The sequence below is a fragment of the Mesotoga sp. UBA6090 genome (assembly GCF_002435945.1).
GTDB lineage: Bacteria > Thermotogota > Thermotogae > Petrotogales > Kosmotogaceae > Mesotoga.
This window is the reverse complement of sequence record NZ_DIXC01000034.1, coordinates 11,728-30,416: the sequence shown is the minus strand read 5'-3', so window position 1 is coordinate 30,416 and position 18,689 is coordinate 11,728. Positions and strand designations below refer to the sequence as shown.

Sequence of the window (18,689 nt, the reverse complement as noted above, 5' to 3'; positions counted from 1 at the left end):
CCAATATCCTTGCGGGGTAAATATGCTCTTCTCGTAGGACGGTGGACCATTGACAGATGACCTGTTCTTAATGCCCTTGCTCTTCCAGCGATCAGCGTCTCCTGGTAAGCGATCAGCGCCGATCTTTGGACGGTGAACGGCTAACGGAGAACCTTCTCTAATGTGACTGGCCTGAGTTAGTGACCGACCACTTTTTGCCTTCTGCTTTGCGCCTGAGAGAGGGCTTCCCCTTCGGGCGAACGGCCGTTCGCCCCTACAAGAAGAATATGATTCTGAATCGGATCACAGATGAAGAAGATCGGCCTTCGTAGCAGACTGGCTTTGAGGATCTTTCCCCGCGAAGCGGGCCTTGCGTCCTGGCATGATCTTAGCCAGCCTTGCATCCACTGACGCTCTTCAGTGCATTGCGTCCCGCCGCAGGCGGCATTGCGTCTAATGTTTTATTCTTACTCGTGCAGCGAGCATCACTTCCCCGGACGTTCCTCCGAGCATCACTTCCTGCGCAGCAGAATCACTTCTCGACGAAGTCGGCCTCGCCTGCGTCAGCAATTGATTATTATCTGCGCTCTTCCCTTTCACCCGCTCCTATTAACCCGTTCTTCGTAACCCGATCTTTCTAACCCGATCCTTTGTTTCCCCGCGAAGCGGGCAATTCGACCGCCGATGCTATAATTAGCCTAGAACAATGCTAATTGTGGAGGAACAGTATGAATACTCTGGAAGATATTCTTTCGAAGCTCTCCGGGAAGCTATCAGAGCTGAAAGAGGAGTACAAGGTGAAAACCATAGGAGTCTTTGGTTCCTACGCGAGAAACTCGTACACCCAAAGCAGTGACGTGGACATTCTTGTCGATTTCGAACAGACTCCCGATCTCTTCGAGTTCATAAGGCTTAAGAACGATCTCGCAATGTTGCTTGAAAAGCGTGTTGATCTGGTAACTCGCAAAGCACTAAGAAAAGACTATGAAGATCGGGTCTTATGCGAGGTCAAATACATATCATGAGACCAGATAACGCTGAGAAACATATTGAAGAGATACTAAGGCTCATAGGAGAGATCGAGGGGTTTCTCCAGGGAGTGTCTTTTGACGAATTCGAGCATAAAAGATCAGTCAACTACTCAGTTTTGTACGCCTTACTGCTAATTGGTGAACAGAAGCATCAGGTGATTAACGCTTGGCTTCGGCGGGAAGAAATGACTGTCTGATTGTTTTCCTGCAACTCACAACTGAAACTTGCAACCGATCCTTTGCTCTTCCAACCCCCTAACCCATAACTGCTACCACGTTTCTAAGCAATTTCTAAGCGGATGCTAAGCGGGCTCTAAGAAATGGGCCGTAGACTGAGAATGTACCAAAAATCATATGGAGGTGTAAGAGATGAAAAAGATAGTGTTAATTACGATAGCGGTTCTTTTGATCGGTGGAATGACATTGGCAGTAGGTTACGGAACGAAGGCGATGCAGAGAAGTCAGGATCCTACAACCTGTGAGAACTTCGTAGATGCAGACGGCGACGGAATAAATGACAACTGCCCCAATGACGGTGTAAGAGAACTAAAGAATGCCCAGGACGGAACAGGCTACAGGCACGGCGCCTCTGGTGAAAAGGGACCGGGACTCGGCAGAGGATTTGGGAAAGCAGCACAGCTGTAAAAGATAAAACCCCTACTCAATCAAGTCAAGGGCCCGAAAGGGCCCTTGTTTTTCGTGATAACAAGACTGGGAACAATCTACGCAGGGACCCGTCGGTCCTCATTTTGCCTTGCCCTGTCCTCCCAAATTTAATTTGGGATCTCGGTTTTGATCTTATCCAAGGACGTGTTCAAGGCTAGGGGAACGTTCTTCTTTGCATTTGGCGGATGTTCCCGTACCTTCGATTACCTGTCTGGTCATGTTGAAGTCCATGTAGATAGTGCCTGTCTTTCCGTTTCTCTGTTTGGCAACTATCGCGTGATATTCGTTCAACGATTGGCTCTTGTTGTACAGTATTGGCCTGTAGATTAGGATTACTACATCGGCGCTGTGTTCTATCGTTCCCGATTCTCGAAGATTCGAGAGTCTTGGAATCCCCTTGTCGTTTTTGCCGACTTCTCTGTTCAGTTGCGAGGCGACTATGATCGGGACTTTGATATCCATAGCAAGAGCCTTCAGCGATCCCATTATCTCGCCGATCTCTGCGTCCTTGGACTGCTTTCCCGGGCAGCTCATGAGCTGGAGATAATCTATGAAGACAACATCGAATTGATGAAGCATATTCATCAGCTTTATGCCCGCTATGATCTCGTGAACAGATCTCACCCCGCTGTCACAGAAAAACATTTTCTGATCCACCGTCCTGTCGATCGCATCGTTCAGTAGCAACTGTCCTTCTTCGCTCAGCTTTTCCGACTCTGCACTGAGGTTTATATCGAAATCCTTCTGGTGCATTCTGTTCTTAAGGTCAACTACATCGATTTCCAGAGAGATATATCCTATAGTCTTTCCCTCGGCGGCCCAGCGATCCGCAGTATTCAGCATAAATGCAGTCTTTCCCGTTGCTGTCTCTCCCGCGATTACCACAAGCTCCTTACCCCTAAGACTGTTCAACACTGTGTTGAAATATCTGAACGGCCAATGAAGCTTCTTGCTCCTGTTCGCCCAGACATCAGTGTGAAACTGTTTTAGAAGCATGTTCGCCTGCTTCATGTCCACGTACTTGAATCCAGACGAGCTCTCATGAAGGAAGGACATAATTTTTCCGGTTGCGTCCTCCATTTCCATGTTGTCTTTCTCCATCACACGAGAGATTTGGTTAAGCAGAAACCTGAATTTCTTGTTCCTCAAAGTCCTGTTGAAGGAGTCGATCAGATTGTTGGCTTCGTTTTCGCTTACCAGGTCAACATCATCGACATCAAAGCGTTCCACCCTGTTATACATTTCCATCAGGATCAAAGTGGGGTCTTTGTCTCTCTTTTTTGAAATAATGTCGTAGATAATCTGCGATTCCTGGGAAAGAAACCTTCGATCTATCTCGTCAATCCTGCACCTAAGATTTATGTAGTGTATCAAAGCCTTCAGCACTTGCCTTTCCGACCTGACATCGAGAATCATCATCTCTCATAACCCCCTTCCATTGAACGACTCGCTCTCGAGAAAGCTCATGAAAAGCTTCCATAACTCTGGTTTCTTCAGGAGCGAGAAAAGGTACTTTTTCTTATCATTTGCCCTGTTTATTGCCTCGGTGAAATATTCTACAAGCCACATGGGGAAATACCAGTCGATCTGTCGATCTGAATCTCCTATTAGCGCAGCTGCAAGCTTGTAATTGTCTTCAATTTCCAGCCTCTCTTTGATTAGACTTGCAGTTCTCTTGATGAAGTCATTCTTTCCCCACTTAGATATATCTTCACTCGTGCCTGCACGATACGAAGTATCCTTAGTAATATCATTATTTAGTAGTGACGGGTTTTCCGCCGCCGGATTATCCGCTTTCGGTTTTCCCGAAGTCGGGAAATCGGTTTGCGGGTGAACCTCGCTCAAATAAGGAGTTTCGTAAATCAGGTACCTCACTCCGTCGAACTTGCCTTTCGTTCCGCGCAACTTCACCTTTTTTACATAACCGGCCTTCTGCAGTTCCTCGATTCCCCTTCTAATACTCTCCTTTCCATCTTTGAAATTCCTCCTGATCTCGGAGAGCCGAAACTCCCAGTCATCGGGTTTGGAAAGAAAGAAGGCGAGAAGCCCTTTCGCCTTGCATGAAAGAGAAGCATCGCTCAGAAAACTCTTGTCGATCGCTACGAAATTTCTTTGCTTCTTCACTCTGAAAATAGATGTGGTATTAGATCTTGAGACTCTCAATTAGCTCTCTCCTTTCTTCAAATACATTCGGATAAGAATCGCGATTCCTGTCGTAGATCTCGTTCATAATCCTGTGGTACTTTCTGTGAACTCTTTCTTCCGAGGAAATGTTGCGGAAACGATCACGATAGGAACTGACGAATCCTCCTGTGCTAGAATCTCTTCGGGTAAAATATCCTTTGTACCTTTTCGGATCTCTTGCAGGAGATCCTTTTTTTCTTCTTACCAACTTGCCCACCTTCTTTCGGTTTGAGATTTTTCATACGGAATCGGAACAGGAAACACCGACTGGGCATATCATAATCGCAAAGAAACCCTGATTCCAAGTACTTAAATATTCTTTAAGTTTTGTTAAGACTGTTCACTTCATAAACTCCCGAGTACTTGGTAGGAATTACACTGTTGGATTTCATCTCTTCTCCCTCCCTATCTGTTTAGTCTTCAGCTGTTTCTTGCTTTTACTCACATGCAAGATCACCACCTTGAGCAAAGTCTGGAATCCCTTTAGAGAAGAACGACCATCTAACTATCCAGAGCGGTTTTTCAAAAGCAGTACTGATTACCTAAATCTCATGCCAAAGATAGAATCCGATGCCTAAAATCTCTATTCACTCCTTATTCGCTGAGAGTTCAGAAAATCGAAGAAACACTTCTTGATCATCCGAGGGCCGACTTCACATATCAGTCATTATTTTATAGATACGGAATCCCCAAGACCAAGCTCAGGTGAAATTCACCTATTTTCAAGAAGATGAAACCTAATTGCAATAGCAACTATTTATGTCAAACCTTCCGGCAAAGGCGCGGAGAAGAAAGAGAAAGTGAAGCAGATGATAAAGGATGCACTTCCAGATGAACAATGGAAGATCGATCCCGAATTCTTCGACTTCATCCTGGATGTCTTGATAGACCTTGTCGTTATGTTCCTTAACAGAGGGCTTTGGAAGACGGCGATGAAGGTGTTGGTGAGATAATCAGATTAGCCAAAACATGTTACTTATTTAGAGTTAATGCCAATAACTTAACCCAATTCGAATTCTCGCGAACAATCCCCCGTCAACTAGGACGGGGATTTTTCTACTTCCTCAAAGAACCAGCTGGGTGCTCTCCATTATGAATTCTCGTATTTAGGCGAAAGTATAGTAAAATCCAGATGGCAACCGTACACATTAGATTTGAATTTTTGTGAAGTTGTAATAACTCTTCATGTTATTTGAACGTATTTGTGGCTGCATATATTTCAAGAAATCGTGTTACTTAAAGTGCCAAATCACAAACGCGTAATTTGGAGGTAGGTGTGGAAAAGAAGAGCTTGCACTTTCTTCGTAAGATTCTATATGTGTTTTTAATACAACTACTATTTCTTCTTGGCCTAATTTCCAAACTCTTAGTAGCAGTCGTTGATCCGCTATTCTATAGCGAAATGCTTATAGCGAAGCGGAAGTACAAGATGATTCCTAGGTACTTCTTCACTGCGTATATTGCCTTCTTCCTTAGCAGACTTCTCACTTCCCAGATAACAGTTGAAAGCGTTGATTCAGTGCGATACACGTTAAGCGCCTTAATTCAGGGTGAAGCTACTCTTATGGCAGTATGTATTAGTATAGGAATCATTCTTCCACAGATATTCGCCAACTCATCTAGAATAACCGATTTCAATCTGGATTATCGTGATTACGATATGACAATTGTTGCTACATTCTTTGGTGTAAGCATTGCAATTACAGCTATGCTGCTCTTTTCTCTCAATGATGCGACTAATCAAACTGTTCTGGACGAAACAGCTAAATGGTCCTTCATGCTCTTTGCCCTGTCCTTGAGTTCATTATTCCCCTTTGTGCAAAGCGAGATTAGCAAAGCAACCATCACTGGACAATTTTCAATTTTTCTTGGTCAAATCCAGCGAGATACTATCTTGGAGTCACGCCAAGAGACCATTTTAAACAAGAGTGAAAGAACAATGTTAATGCGGTTTATGGAAACAGTGCTTGAGTGTAATGATATAATTGTTATTCGAAGAATCTGCTATCTGCTTCTTAAGAAATGCAATTCATGCATTATCAAAGCTAGAAAGAAGAACCATGAATCTAACTTGTCAGATCAGCTGCTTGCAGATATGAGAAAACTTCAAAGGCAATCTTGGAAATCCGGCGACATTTTTCAAACCGAGTTATTGGATGCCACAAACATATTGATTGATGTTATTCAATTTGGAAGCCTAAACAAAGATCGATTGTTTCGAGCTTTTGTTGCCCGAAATATCTACTATGGAACTAATCTTGTAAATAATAGTTTGGAGATGGCCAAACATGTGAAAATAGATTTGACAATGCTGGCAATTTCGTTACTTGAGTGCTTTAAATCGTTTCTTTCTGAGAAGAGCCTAATTAGTCCCAACAAAGAACAACTCGACAGATTACTTCCCTTAATGGAAAAGATCATTTCCACCGGCAATAATGCATATCTTAAGAGAGTTTTCAAAATAGGTCGGAAGTTCGCTGATAACAAAGAAAGGACGAAGATAAGAGAATCTTTGTACTGCGCAGTCTTCGATAATCTCTTTGCCGTCTATGATCTATACTGTGACAAAGGCATAACGGACCTATCATTGTTCAACAAGGTGCTCTCAAGTACTCTTTCTGGCTGTCTGTTCTGGGAGACTGAAACAACAAGAACCTACTTTGCTTCTAGATTCATTGATTACCAGAACAAGACCAGAGAAAGTGATAGGGCCAAGAAATTATATGACAATTTATTGTCTATTTCCAAAGATCCAGACTTTGATAGTGCTATGATGAGAATCATTCTTGAGGACATCAACAAACTCGTGGAGATTACCGAGAGGCTCGGCAACAAGTGATCTTAGCAATTGTGTGCAACCTGTTATTCGTTCACTTTCCCGAAAAATAAATGGTCCGTATTGAGTACTCTTACCTTGAAACGTCAAACGCATCAGATACTTGGATTCTGCTTCCTGGCGTTTTTTTGTCTAATTAACACTCTCTCGTGTTCCTTAACAGGGGGCTCTGGAAGACGGCGATGAAGGTGCTGGTAAAATAACCGTACGTCGGAAAGAGAGTGCAGAATACCTTTTGAAGCAAAATCGACCAAAACTGGTCGGATGATCTGAAGAACATATATAGTGATCGTTCAGAAACCCCGGAAAATTACCGGGGTTTTTTGATACGCAAACCATTGCATTTGGTTTTCTTTGTAACAATGCTTATAATCTTTAGTAGGAAATAGTTGCGACGATTACCATTTAACGGAACACTCAAACTAGCTAAACTATTGGCCACAGATTCATCAAGACATTGCTTCGAAAACGATTTCAACTGTCGTAACTGCTAAGAATATTCGAGCTGGAGACCAAATGAAAATAATCGACAACATTCGAGAGACTCTTAAGGATGATCTGACAGCAACCATTAGCGACAGGAGCAAGATAGACATTGCCGCGTCATGCTTCTCCATATATGCCTTCCAGGTACTCAAAGAACAGCTTGAGGCTGTCGATGAGCTGCGATTCATATTCACTTCTCCCGCCTTCGTGGTGGACAAGACGAAGAAGGAGAAGCGAGAGTTCTATATTCCCCAGCTCAATCGCGAGAAAAGCCTCTACGGACGGAGTTCGAAGTCAAGCTCAGGAATGAGCTCACCCAGAAGGCGATAGCCGGTAAGTACGCTCGAGTCTATTCGATTCACCTGTCAGGCTAACTACATGGGGGTATTTGAAGAAGCTGAAAAACTTGCGGAACTTGATATAGAGAGATTGTGAAGCATTGAAGGCTTCTCCGCCATACTGGCTAAGCATGTCGGTGTGAGTAAAGATGCAATCTGTAATTGGATTAAGAAGAAAGTTTCCCGCACCGCGGGATAGGCAAACAATATATATTCAAAATTTCGGAAGTGAACACTTGTGTCGACAGTGGCAACAGTGCCGAGATTGAGTAAGCTGGTGATGAAACCTTAAGGTAATAGGGGCGTGAAAAGGTGATAAAACACAAGAATATTTCTATGCCATATAACGGCACCCTGACTGCTGAGCAATTCCTGTTTTATGAGATGAGAATTGTGTCGAAGCAGTATCTTGAACAAAAGCCAATTGAAGAGATCATTGCGTATATCAAACGGGGCAATTTGTTCCAGTATCCGACGGAACGCATGGTCATAAGAATCGCTCGTGCTTGTCAAAAGCGGCTGGTTGCGCTCAACAACGAGAAACTGGTCTACGAGTTGGCGAACGCACCCATTGAAGTTGCGAAGCAGATAAACCTCTACGCGATGATGCGCTACAACCGTCTTGTCCGCGAGTTTATGGAGGGACTTGTCGGCGAAAAGTATCACCACCAGGACTTTTCCTATACCAAGAAGGACATTAACGTGTTTTTCTCCCACTTACAGGAACAGAACGACAACGTGGCGGCTTGGAGTGAGAAGACGATAATAAAATTAAAACAAGTACTGACTAGGTGCCTAATTGAAACAGGGATGCTTGATGGTGTCAGGGATACTACGTTAAACCCTATATTCATTAGTGAGGAACTAGAAACAGGCATCCGCGAAAACAATGACTTGACCGCGCTTGCCGCGTTCAACTGTTTCAGGTAGGAGCGAGAATATGGCAGACATCAAACAAGAACTTGATAAGATCAAGGAACGCATCTCCGACGTGAACTTCCTCGCAAACAAAGGGCTTTCCAACGAAGTGGGGATTCACGTTTTCAAATACGCACCGCAATACGAACTCATTGTCCGCGACTACATTGAGAGGCTAGCTAATACATCATCTGATAACTACAGGGTCATCGAGCGGGATATGTATAAAATCTTGCTTGAGATTTTGGCTGAAAAACGCGTGCTTGGCACTGTCCCGGCTCTCGAGCAAAAGAAAGGCAAAGACTACCTCCTCGCTCAGCTTCAAAAGATAGCCACGCCGGAGGCGTTCCTCGCCAAGATGAAATATGAGCCGCACCTGCACGGCGATGTGCTTTTCCTGACTGGTGTAGGCAAAGTATACCCCTTCATGCGGTCTCACAAAATGCTAGACAGTATGCAGCAGGTCTTCTCAGATGTGCCGATTGTACTGTTCTATCCAGGAGAGTTCAACGGGCAAAGCCTAAGTCTATTCAATAAGTTCCACGACGGGAACTATTACAGGGCGTTCAATCTGCTCTAACTGGAGGAAATCACTATGAAGATTCAAAGCATGTTCCAAAAGGATATTAACCGAGAAATCAACGGAGTCATCAAAGTGGCACAGGATGACGAGCAGAGTCTATTACAGGAACTTGGCGAATACATCATCACAAAGGAACTCCGCCGCCACTTCAATACTTTTTTTGATAATTACTCGAAAGCCATTGATCAACCAACCGATAAAATAGGGGTTTGGATTTCTGGCTTCTTTGGAAGTGGTAAATCCCACTTCCTTAAAATGCTGTCTTATCTACTATCCAATCAAAAGGTTGCGGGTAGATCCGCGGTGGACTTCTTCAAAGACAAGTTTGATGATCCAATGACTTACGCCACGGTCGTCCGTTGTGCCAATATCCCTACGGAGTCAATACTGTTCAACATCGACATCGAGGGACCCATTAAGAAGGACAAAACAGCAGTCTTGCGTGTGCTCGCCAAGGTGTTCTACAACCATCTCGGCTTCTATGGTGAGGACTTAAAAATTGCGAAACTTGAACGCTTCGTAGATAAGAGGGGCAAGACCGACGCTTTCCGCAGAGCGTTTGAGGAAGTCAATGGCACGCCATGGGTAGAAGCTAGAGCATCCTATGCTTTCTTTGAAGACGATATTGTGTCCGTTTTGCAGAGCGTTCTCGTCATGAGCGAAACAGCGGCCCGCAACTGGTTCAACGGCGAAGAGAATGTGGATATGAGCATCAAGCAGCTTGTTGAGGAGATCAAAGAATATGTCGATTCTAAAGGCGAGGCTTTCCGGCTACTATTCTGCATGGACGAGATAGGCCAGTACATCGGCGACGACAGCGACCTGATGTTGAACCTCCAGTCTATCGTTGAGGAAATTGGAAGCAAGTGTCGTGGAAAAGTCTGGGTGATGGTCACAAGCCAAGAAGCCATTGACTCTGTCGTGAGAATAATCGGTGACGACTTTTCCAAGATTCAAGGACGTTTCAATACACGCCTTTCCTTGTCCTCCGCTTCGGTTGACGAGGTTATCAAGAAACGTATCCTTGAAAAGACCGAGGACGCGGACGCGCTCCTGCGTATGGTTTATGAAAAGGAACGCGCAGTATTGAAGAACCTCTTCACGTTTAACAACGCGGTGCTGGACATCAAAGGCTACACCAGTGGCGCGGAATTCTCCGCGACTTATCCATTTGTACCATACCAGTTCATCATCATTCAGAAGGTACTCGCCGAAATCCGCAAGCACGGCAATGCAGGTAAACACCTATCGGGTGGTGAACGTTCGATGCTTTCTGGTTTCCAAGAGGCAGCACAGAAAGTTCATGATAAAGACGAGAATGCCCTCGTGCCGTTCTCGCTGTTCTACGACACGGTGCATACCTTCCTCGAAAGCCCCATACGCCGAGTGATAGAGCGCTGTCAGACCGCGGCCGACAAACACGACGGCCTGGAAAAGCGAGATGTGAGCGTACTGAAACTGCTATATCTCGTGCGCTATATCGACGATATCAAGGCGAATATTGATAACATCGCAATCCTGATGGTTGACGATGTACGCGCGGATAAAATAATCCTTCGTCGCGAAATCGCCGAATCCCTAGAGCGCCTGGAAGCACAAAACTATGTTGCCAGAAACGGAGATAACTACTCATTTCTGACCGATGAAGAACAGGACATTGCCATCGAGATTCGCAATACTTCCGTCGATAGTGCAACTATAGTTCAGAGCATCGGACAGACGATTTTCAGTGAAATCTACGCGTCAAAAAAATTCAAATACAGAAAATATGACTTTGCATATGATCAGTACATTGACGAGACCATCTTTGGTGCTGCAACGGGCGGGGTGCGTCTGCGTTTTGTCACAGTTGCAAGCGACTACTACAACGCTCCAGAAGCAAAACTGATAATTGACTCACTGGTCAACAACGAGGTTATAATCCTTCTGTCGAATGAAGTCCAATACTTTGAGGAACTTGAAACTGCCGCAAAGATTCACAAATACATCAAACAAAAGAATGTTTCCCAATTGCCAGAAACAATTCAGGAAATCATCCGCAAAAGGCAATCCCAAGCCAGGGCCCTGGAAATGAGCGCAAAAACTCAGATAGAAAAGGCTATTGTCGGTAGTACATTCTTCATTGCTGGTGAGAAAGTCGAAATCACACATGGAGATGCTAAGACCAAACTTGACGAAGCCTTGAAGCAACTAATAGAGAGTGTCTACTCCAAACTGAACCTCGTGAACACTTTCAGCGAGAGCGATGCGGACATTCTAACCATTCTAAACGGCGAACCCCAACAGAGCGGCATTGCCGGAAGCGGGTCAAATAACGAGTATGCTCTGAACGAGATTAGCCAATGGCTTGAAGAGCGCCACATGAGCCATGTCCCCGTATCAATGGGCGAAGTGCAGCGTCGTTATCAGGCGATCCCTTACGGCTGGCGAGAGATCGATATTGCCGCGCTTGTGGCACGACTTATCGTGTCCCAGAAGATTGAAATCCGTTATGGCGGCGCGGTCGTGAGTAAGGACGATAATAATCTGGTGCGCTATCTGCGCATTAAATCCGAAGTTGACAAGGCAAGCGTAAGCCGACGTATTGCTCCGTCCGAAGAGGATATGCGCAAGGCGGTCAATTTCCTACGCGACTGGCTTGGTCAGATGAGCATTGCTGAGGATGAGGACGGTTTGCTAATGTTTGTCAAAGACACACTAACCAATAAAAAAACTAGCTACGAAGCACTGATTGCCGAATACAACCAAGACCACTACCCGCAGAAGGAAGAGGCAATCCGCGCCCGCGACTTGATGGGTGAGATACTCTCACAGAAGAACGACAATGTTGCTCTTCTGAAACGATTACTCGCCAGACAGGACGACATACGCGATGCTACTGAGGATATGGAGGAAATCGAGACCTTCTTCAAATCTCAGAGGGGCATATTTGATGCTGCGAGAAAACTCCAAGGCGATCTGCAAAACGAGCGTGATTATTTCGCCATCGACCTCGAAACAACCAGCAAAATCAACGAGATTGAGGCTATCCTCGGTATGCACAAGCCTTACGGAAGAATTAAGGATCTATCCGATCTGATGCAGTCAATTAAGACTGCCTATAGGGGGCTTTTGGAACAAAAGAAAAAGGAAGTGCTCGGCATTATTGCTCTGTGTATGGATGATATCCACGCACTCGCGGGTGGCGAAAGCAAAGCAAGCGATGAAGTAAAGAATTCAGATAATCGCTTCATAGAGTACGAACAGAAAGTTGCCGATGCGACGAGCCTGACCATGCTTGACGCAATGATAACGCAACTGCACAACTATAAAGACCAAGTTTGCGCGCAGGTAGAGTCCATACTTCATGAAGATCCTGGGTCACACGAAGAGGGCGCTGAAAAACCTCAACAGCAGATAATCGTTCAGGTGCGCCGCCACGAAGTATTTCCTGTCAAAAGGTTGACCTCTCGTGATGAAGTGGACAGCTACCTTGAATTGATCCGAAAGAAACTGTACGACATATTGGAAGCAAAGGATGGAATTCAAATAAATTAAGCGAGGGTGTGCATATGAACAAGAACGCTATTCAAAAATATGCAGTCTGGGCTCGTAACGAACTCATCGAACAAGTGAAACAACGCGCCTATCAATATGGTATCAACGACAAGGGCTACGGTGATGAGAACGCCACAGTCATATCTGGACGTGTACTTTCCGCAGAAGAGAAGCGGCAACGTCATGAGTTTGTTGTGCAGATAAAAAAGCATGATTTTGAGCAGGCAGTTGAGGAGGTGGCGTACACTTGGTTCAACCGCTTTGTCGCTCTGCGTTTTATGGAGGTCAACGATTATCTACCAACCCATGTACGTGTGTTCTCGGACGCGAATGGCGGCTTTAATCCTGAAATTCTGAAAGACTTTCTCCACCTTGACTTGCCCGGACTGGATAAGGCAAAAGTATCCGCTCTCTTAAACGCCAACAGGACGGAGGAACTCTATCGTTACCTATTGCTGACGCAATGCAACGCACTAAACGAGGCATTGCCAGAGATGTTCGAGCGGCTCGGTAGTTACACTGAAATGCTCCTGCCAATCAACATTCTGAAGCCAGACAGTGTTCTTGGGCGGCTTGTGACGGATATACCGGAAGAAGACTTTCGGGACGCTGTACAGATTATTGGATGGATGTATCAGTACTATATCTCGGATAAACACGACGAGGTTATTGATCCTCTAAGGGGTAAGAGCATAAAGAAAGAAGATATTCCTGCTGCAACTCAGCTTTTCACAACCGACTGGGTTGTTCGTTATATGGTGGATAACTCCTTAGGTAAATATTGGATTGAGCGACATCCTGAAAGCAAACTCCGCGAAAAGCTGGACTTCTTTTTTGTTCCGAAGTCCGGTGAGATTTCGTATGTATCCGAAGCAGTATCTCCACAGGAATTAACATTTTTAGATCCCTGCATGGGCAGTGGGCACATTCTTGTTTATGCCTTTGATGTTCTGATGGAGATTTATAAAGAATGTGGGTATGGTGAGCGCGACGCTGCGTCTGAGATCGTAAAGAATAATATCTTCGGTCTTGACATTGATGAGCGTTGTTCTCAGCTTGCCTATTTTGCCGTTATGATGAAGGCACGCAGCTATGACCGTCGCTTCCTGACTAAAGGTATAAAGCCTAATGTGCTTTCCATCCGTGAAAGCAACTCCATTGCAACATTCACTCGCGCAAAATATATGCCTGATGCAGGACAGAACAAAGTCGGTGAATATCTTGTCGATGTCTTCCGTCATGCAAAGGAAATTGGCTCTTTGAAGACAGTCAAGCGTGCTAATTACGAGTCATTCCAAAAGTATTTGGCAGAGTGCGCGGAGAATGCCTTTATTGACATTGATTTTTCTCTTTGGCATACGGAAGAAATGCCTCTAATGGAACATTTGACTGAACAAGCAATCATCATGTCCGGTGAGTACACCGTCGTGTGTACTAATCCTCCTTATTTGGGCAAATTGGAAAGTCATCTAGAAGATTTTGTAATCAGCGAATATAAACCCTATTCTGGTGACTTGTTCAGCGTGTTTATGTATCGCAATTTTAGTTTCTGTAAGAGCAACGGCTATTCTGCTTTTATGACACCTAATGTATGGATGTCAATAAAGTCATATCAAGCACTTCGTGAATACATTATGCGTGAAAAATGTATTATCGGCTTGGTTCAGATGGCACATGGTGCATTTAATGAAATTGCTTGTGTTGATGTGTGTTCCTTTATTATCAAGAACAAGCAAGAAAACAATAATGGAATATATATAAAATTGTCTGATTTTAAGGGCAATATGGATATTCAAGGTGAAAAGTGTTTATTTGCAATCAAGAATGACTGTGATTACAAATATTCAGCAAACAATGATGACCTAATGCTTGTTCCAGGATCACCAATTACTGCATTTTGTGCTTCAAGCCAAATGCTACACCTTTATAAAAAAGCACTGTTACTTAAACAAGTAGCTGAACCAAAACAAGGAATTGCAACTTCCGATAATGATAAGTTCTTAAGGTTATGGTTTGAAGTTGATAATAATAAACTATTTTTCTCTTGTAGCACCCACGAAGAAGCTAATGATTCTTCCGCCCGTTGGTTCCCATATAATAAAGGTGGCAATTTCCGAAAATGGTATGGTAATAACGACTATGTTGTAGATTGGGAAAATGATGGTCATAGACTCAAAAATTTTAAGGGTTCGGTTTTACGAAATCCAAACTTCTATTTTAGAGAATGTATTTCTTGGTCGCTTATATCATCATATACCATCGCATTTCGATATAAACCCGTAGGGCATCTGTTTGATGTGGCAGGTATGAGTTGCTTTCAGTCATCTAATGTAAACCTTAAGTATCTTCTTGCGTTAAACAACTGCTGCTTGATTGGTAAAATAATGATGATGCTTGCACCTACTATTAATTATCAAGTCGGTAATATTGCAAACATCCCGGTGATTTATGATGAACATAGGGCGCGGGAAATAGTTGACATTGTAGACGACAACATTGCACTTGCTAAAGAAGATTGGGATGCTTACGAGACTTCGTGGGACTTCCATGCTGATCCGTTGTGCAGACTTAGAGCATCCCATAATAATCTGAGTAAAGCCTACTCATTCTTGAGAGATAGAACAAACGAATTGTTCTGCAAACTTCACAGAAATGAAGAATATCTAAATGATGTTTTCTTAGAAATTTACGATGTTGTTGGAGAGATGCCAGACACTGTATCTCGTCGCGATGTTTCTCACACCTTCATATATGATGCAAGGGAAGAAATCACGGAAGATATAAAAGAAAGCTACTATGTCCGCACAAAGGCGGACTTGGTTAAGAACTTCATTTCTTATGCTGTTGGCTGTATGTTCGGGCGGTACTCGCTTGATATTGAGGGGCTTACCTATGCTGGCGGTGAGTGGAGTGCAAGCAAATACAAGACATTTATTCCCGACAAGGACAATGTTCTCCCCATTTGCGACGATGAGTATTTCGATGACGATATTGTGGGGCGGTTTGTGGATTTTATGCGTTTGACCTACAGCACTGAAACGTTGGAGGAAAATCTAAAATTCATCGCCGACGCACTTGGCGGTAAGGGTACGCCACGTGAAGTCATTCGCAACTACTTTCTCAATGACTTCTACGCCACTCATTGCAAAATTTACCAGAAACGCCCGATTTACTGGCTGTTTGACAGTGGCAAGAAGAACGGCTTCAAGGCGCTTATCTATATGCACCGCTATTCGCGTGACCTGCTCGCAAAACTGCGGACCGATTACGTCCACGAACAGCAGGAGCGCTATCGCACACAGCTTTCACATATCGCCGCTGCCATCAACACCGCAGCCGGCACAGAACGTGCACGGCTTCTAAAAAAGCAGAATAAGCTGACAGAGCAACTGAAAGAAATCACTGTTTTTGAAGAGAAGGTTCACCATCTTGCTGATCAAAACATCGAGATAGACCTCGACGATGGTGTGAAGAAGAACTACGAAATTTTCACAGACGTCCTGGCGAAGATATAGGAGAACACTATGCTGTCAGAAACGATAAAACTAAGGCTCGCGGAACGATTCGCCGCGCCGTTGTCGGAATTTCATAAACGCCGAATCGTCTTCTGGCACGACGAGGACGGCGAGTTTACGGATGCGATTGACGAACTCAATCTGCCCGGTATAAACATTGTCAAACTCACCGGTACGAACAATTTTGCAGTTAAGAAGCTACTCTCTTCGGACGATCTTACGGGCGATTACCTTATCTACGATCCGCTATCTTACGAAAGAGACCAGCACGATGACTGGCTGCTGGACATTAGACTGTACAGTGGGGAGCCGTTTCGTGCCGACCTTGTGTCGCTCCAAATGGAGGAACTGCTCGTTGAGCCATCCTCCGCGATGAGAAAAACGATGAAACTGTACGCCAAATTCCTGGATAACAAAGACCGCAAGGCGAAGCTACGCCGTATCGGACGTACATACCAGACACCGCTCCAGCTACATATTGACATTATGGCGGTCCTGTGCGGTCTGGCTGGCGGTTCAGCCCAGGACGTGATAATTGCCGTTTTATCAGCGGGCTTAGAGAAAGAAAGCAACGATGCGCTGATTAACATAGAGAAGTTTGGAAACATCGAAGCTTTCTGGCAGCTTGCGCAGAAATACACAGGTTATGTAAACTCGAAGGGGCGCCCACTTTCCGACCTTGCTGCACATATCCTTATCACCGCCTTGTCGCAGACGATGCCTATTTCTGCTCTGCGTGGCTTGGAACGATTCATTTCCGATTCATGCAAAGCATACTGCTATCAGCTTGTGCATGAATGGCAGCGTGGCGAAGGAAGCGAAGGCTTGATTGAGATTTGTCGCTATGTAGAAAACGAACTACGTCTTGCTAACCGTTTTGACAAAACGGAAATAGATGTCCTTTCAAAGAGCGATACTTTTCCCGCAATCAATGAAAGCATACTGAAGCGCTTCTTTGCGAAGGTTGGGGATAATATTATAAAGGTCGAGGACATCATCATTGCGGTCGAGAACCGCCGCACCGCCGCCTGGTATGCGCTGACCGAGGATTACCTCGAAAGCCTTTACTATATCGCCAAGATGCAAGAGTTTTATCTGGCGCACATTGAAGGCTTCCACATCGTCGAGTCTTCGAAGATCTGGAAACTTTACACAACCGATGCTTATGAAATGGACAGTCATTACAGGCACTTTCATGACCGCTTCGGCAATACATTAAAGTACCCGAACACCCTCTTGGAGGATGCTTTAAAGAAATGTTCCGATGTGGTTGAGGGTTTGTACAGTGAGTGGTTCTTGAAACAGCTCACCTTGGCTTGGACAAAGTCCATAGCCGGCGATTTAGGTTCGCTCGGTTATGTTTCAGAGATAAATGAACAGCGCGAATTCTACAGCCGTTATGTTTCGCCGAATGTGAGCAAGGGCAACCGAGTGTATGTGATAATTTCCGATGCATTGCGCTATGAGGTAGCCGCTGAACTTTCCGAATACCTCAGCCATAAAACTAAGGGCAAGGCGACACTGGAATCCGTGCAAACGGTCTTCCCAAGTATAACGAAGTTTGGTATGGCGGCACTACTACCCGGCAATGAAGTGTCGGTGAACGACAAAATAGATGTGTTTGTAGACGGAAAGCCTACCGCCAGCACGGCACAACGCGGCGTAATACTGAACGCCACCAACCCTGACAGCGTAGCCGTAACCTATAAAGAACTGCTCCAGATGAAAAAACAAGAAAGGCGTGATTTAGTTGCTGGCAAGGAAATCATTTATATCTATCACAATGCGATTGATGCAACCGGAGATAAGGCGCCTACTGAAGGAAAGGTTTTCGAAGCATGTGACACAGCAATCGACGAAGTGACCGCCATCGTCAAGATAATCACAGGTGATTTGAGTGGTGCAAACATCTTCATAACAGCCGACCATGGCTTTCTGTACACCTACAAACCTCTTGAAGAGAGCCAGAAAATCAGTCGTCAGAACTTTGATGGTGAAGTGTTCGAACTGGGCAGACGCTATGCGCTTACTGCTACAACTACCAACGCCAAATACCTACTGCCAGTCAAAACGGAGCGGGCGATTGGCGGCACTCCTATGAAAGGCTATGCACCTCAGGATACCGTAAGGATCAAGGTACAAGGCGGCGGTGAGAACTATGTCCATGGCGGTATTAGTCTGCAAGAGATGGTCGTACCTGTCATCGTCTATAAGGGTATGCGCACAGGCTATAAAAAGTATGTTGAGGTACAGAATCCGGGGCTTTTACTCATATCCGAAAGTCGTAAGGTATCGAATTTGATGTTCTCACTCGACTTTCTACAGAAGCAGCCCGTGGGTCAAAAGGTGCAGCCTTGTAATTACAGTCTTCACTTCACCGATGACGAAGGCGTTCCAGTCAGCGACTTTCAGACGGTAATTGCCGACAGAACTAGCAACAACGCTTCAGAACGTGTGTTCCGTGTGAGATTCACGCTGAAGCAGATGCAGTACAACCGGAATATAATCTACCACCTAGTCATAGCCAACGAAACTGATGCACCTGAAGAAATCGAGTTTCGCATTGACATAGCGTTTGCCGATGATTTCGGTTTTAACCTTTGACACACAAGGAGG

The 18,689-nt window shown here is 44.8% G+C and carries 13 protein-coding genes and 1 pseudogene; 11 read left to right on the top strand and 3 right to left on the bottom strand.

Annotated features, from left to right (window positions below):
• Positions 1–707 precede the first annotated feature (707 nt).
• The 3 genes from B3K42_RS05050 (at position 708) to B3K42_RS05045 (ending at position 1,655) form a co-directional block, all read left to right on the top strand.
• The gene (locus tag B3K42_RS05050) at positions 708–1,004 is read left to right on the top strand and encodes a nucleotidyltransferase family protein (protein WP_121510539.1); all 297 of its coding nucleotides are present in this window, start codon (positions 708–710) and stop codon (positions 1,002–1,004) included.
• On the top strand, positions 980–1,207 hold the full coding sequence (locus B3K42_RS13845; RefSeq protein ID WP_414674508.1) for a HepT-like ribonuclease domain-containing protein: 228 nt from the start codon (positions 980–982) through the stop codon (positions 1,205–1,207). Before B3K42_RS05050 ends, B3K42_RS13845 begins: the two co-directional genes overlap by 25 nt.
• A gap of 172 nt (positions 1,208–1,379) precedes the next feature.
• Positions 1,380–1,655 (top strand): hypothetical protein, encoded by a 276-nt coding sequence (locus tag B3K42_RS05045; RefSeq protein ID WP_110991297.1) that lies wholly within the window; start codon positions 1,380–1,382, stop codon positions 1,653–1,655.
• Between the two features lie 153 nt (positions 1,656–1,808).
• On the opposite strand, the gene B3K42_RS05040 is transcribed toward B3K42_RS05045, so the two are convergent.
• Genes B3K42_RS05040 through B3K42_RS05030 form a run of 3 tightly spaced genes read right to left on the bottom strand, consistent with a single transcriptional unit; the run spans position 1,809 to position 4,068 of the window.
• Complete coding sequence (locus tag B3K42_RS05040) at positions 1,809–3,095, bottom strand: DnaB-like helicase C-terminal domain-containing protein (protein ID WP_110991298.1); 1,287 nt, start codon at positions 3,093–3,095, stop codon at positions 1,809–1,811.
• Positions 3,096–3,098: 3 nt separating this feature from the next.
• Positions 3,099–3,839 carry a hypothetical protein gene (locus B3K42_RS05035; protein WP_110991299.1) on the bottom strand — a complete coding sequence of 247 codons (741 nt, stop codon included), beginning with the start codon at positions 3,837–3,839 and terminating at the stop codon, positions 3,099–3,101.
• Positions 3,820–4,068: a hypothetical protein gene (locus tag B3K42_RS05030; RefSeq protein WP_110991300.1), complete on the bottom strand. Its 249-nt coding sequence runs from the start codon at positions 4,066–4,068 to the stop codon at positions 3,820–3,822. The genes B3K42_RS05035 and B3K42_RS05030 overlap by 20 nt, the downstream gene beginning before the upstream one ends.
• A gap of 592 nt (positions 4,069–4,660) precedes the next feature.
• Between B3K42_RS05030 and B3K42_RS05025 the strand changes: the two genes are divergently transcribed.
• The 8 genes and pseudogenes from B3K42_RS05025 (at position 4,661) to pglZ (ending at position 18,677) form a co-directional block, all read left to right on the top strand.
• A complete protein-coding gene (locus B3K42_RS05025; RefSeq protein WP_292597238.1) occupies positions 4,661–4,813 on the top strand; it encodes a hypothetical protein in 153 nt (50 codons plus the stop codon).
• A gap of 323 nt (positions 4,814–5,136) precedes the next feature.
• A complete protein-coding gene (locus tag B3K42_RS05020) occupies positions 5,137–6,699 on the top strand; it encodes a hypothetical protein (RefSeq protein WP_292597234.1) in 1,563 nt (520 codons plus the stop codon).
• Positions 6,700–7,212: 513 nt separating this feature from the next.
• Positions 7,213–7,526: pseudogene (locus B3K42_RS05015) on the top strand (type III restriction endonuclease subunit R); the annotation flags it as partial.
• A gap of 330 nt (positions 7,527–7,856) precedes the next feature.
• Positions 7,857–8,450 (top strand): DUF1819 family protein, encoded by a 594-nt coding sequence (locus B3K42_RS05010; RefSeq protein WP_349680957.1) that lies wholly within the window; start codon positions 7,857–7,859, stop codon positions 8,448–8,450.
• Between the two features lie 10 nt (positions 8,451–8,460).
• Positions 8,461–9,018, top strand: coding sequence for a DUF1788 domain-containing protein (locus tag B3K42_RS05005; protein ID WP_292597226.1), 558 nt, complete (start codon positions 8,461–8,463; stop codon positions 9,016–9,018).
• A gap of 15 nt (positions 9,019–9,033) precedes the next feature.
• Positions 9,034–12,558 (top strand): BREX system P-loop protein BrxC, encoded by a 3,525-nt coding sequence (gene brxC, locus B3K42_RS05000; protein WP_292597223.1) that lies wholly within the window; start codon positions 9,034–9,036, stop codon positions 12,556–12,558.
• 14 nt (positions 12,559–12,572) lie between these two features.
• Positions 12,573–16,073 (top strand): BREX-1 system adenine-specific DNA-methyltransferase PglX, encoded by a 3,501-nt coding sequence (gene pglX, locus B3K42_RS04995; protein ID WP_110989704.1) that lies wholly within the window; start codon positions 12,573–12,575, stop codon positions 16,071–16,073.
• Positions 16,074–16,082: 9 nt separating this feature from the next.
• Complete coding sequence (gene pglZ / locus B3K42_RS04990) at positions 16,083–18,677, top strand: BREX-1 system phosphatase PglZ type A (RefSeq protein WP_110989703.1); 2,595 nt, start codon at positions 16,083–16,085, stop codon at positions 18,675–18,677.
• Positions 18,678–18,689: the final 12 nt, after the last annotated feature.

Bases quoted from the DNA above. Each gene is read 5' to 3' on its own strand.
- B3K42_RS05050 (WP_121510539.1), top strand. From the start codon at position 708: ATGAATACTCTGGAAGATATTCTTTCGAAGCTCTCCGGGAAGCTATCA.
- B3K42_RS13845 (WP_414674508.1), top strand. From the start codon at position 980: ATGCGAGGTCAAATACATATCATGAGACCAGATAACGCTGAGAAACAT.
- B3K42_RS05045 (WP_110991297.1), top strand. From the start codon at position 1,380: ATGAAAAAGATAGTGTTAATTACGATAGCGGTTCTTTTGATCGGTGGA.
- B3K42_RS05040 (WP_110991298.1), bottom strand. From the start codon at position 3,095: ATGATGATTCTCGATGTCAGGTCGGAAAGGCAAGTGCTGAAGGCTTTG.
- B3K42_RS05010 (WP_349680957.1), top strand. From the start codon at position 7,857: ATGCCATATAACGGCACCCTGACTGCTGAGCAATTCCTGTTTTATGAG.
- B3K42_RS05005 (WP_292597226.1), top strand. From the start codon at position 8,461: ATGGCAGACATCAAACAAGAACTTGATAAGATCAAGGAACGCATCTCC.
- brxC (WP_292597223.1), top strand. From the start codon at position 9,034: ATGAAGATTCAAAGCATGTTCCAAAAGGATATTAACCGAGAAATCAAC.
- pglX (WP_110989704.1), top strand. From the start codon at position 12,573: ATGAACAAGAACGCTATTCAAAAATATGCAGTCTGGGCTCGTAACGAA.
- pglZ (WP_110989703.1), top strand. From the start codon at position 16,083: ATGCTGTCAGAAACGATAAAACTAAGGCTCGCGGAACGATTCGCCGCG.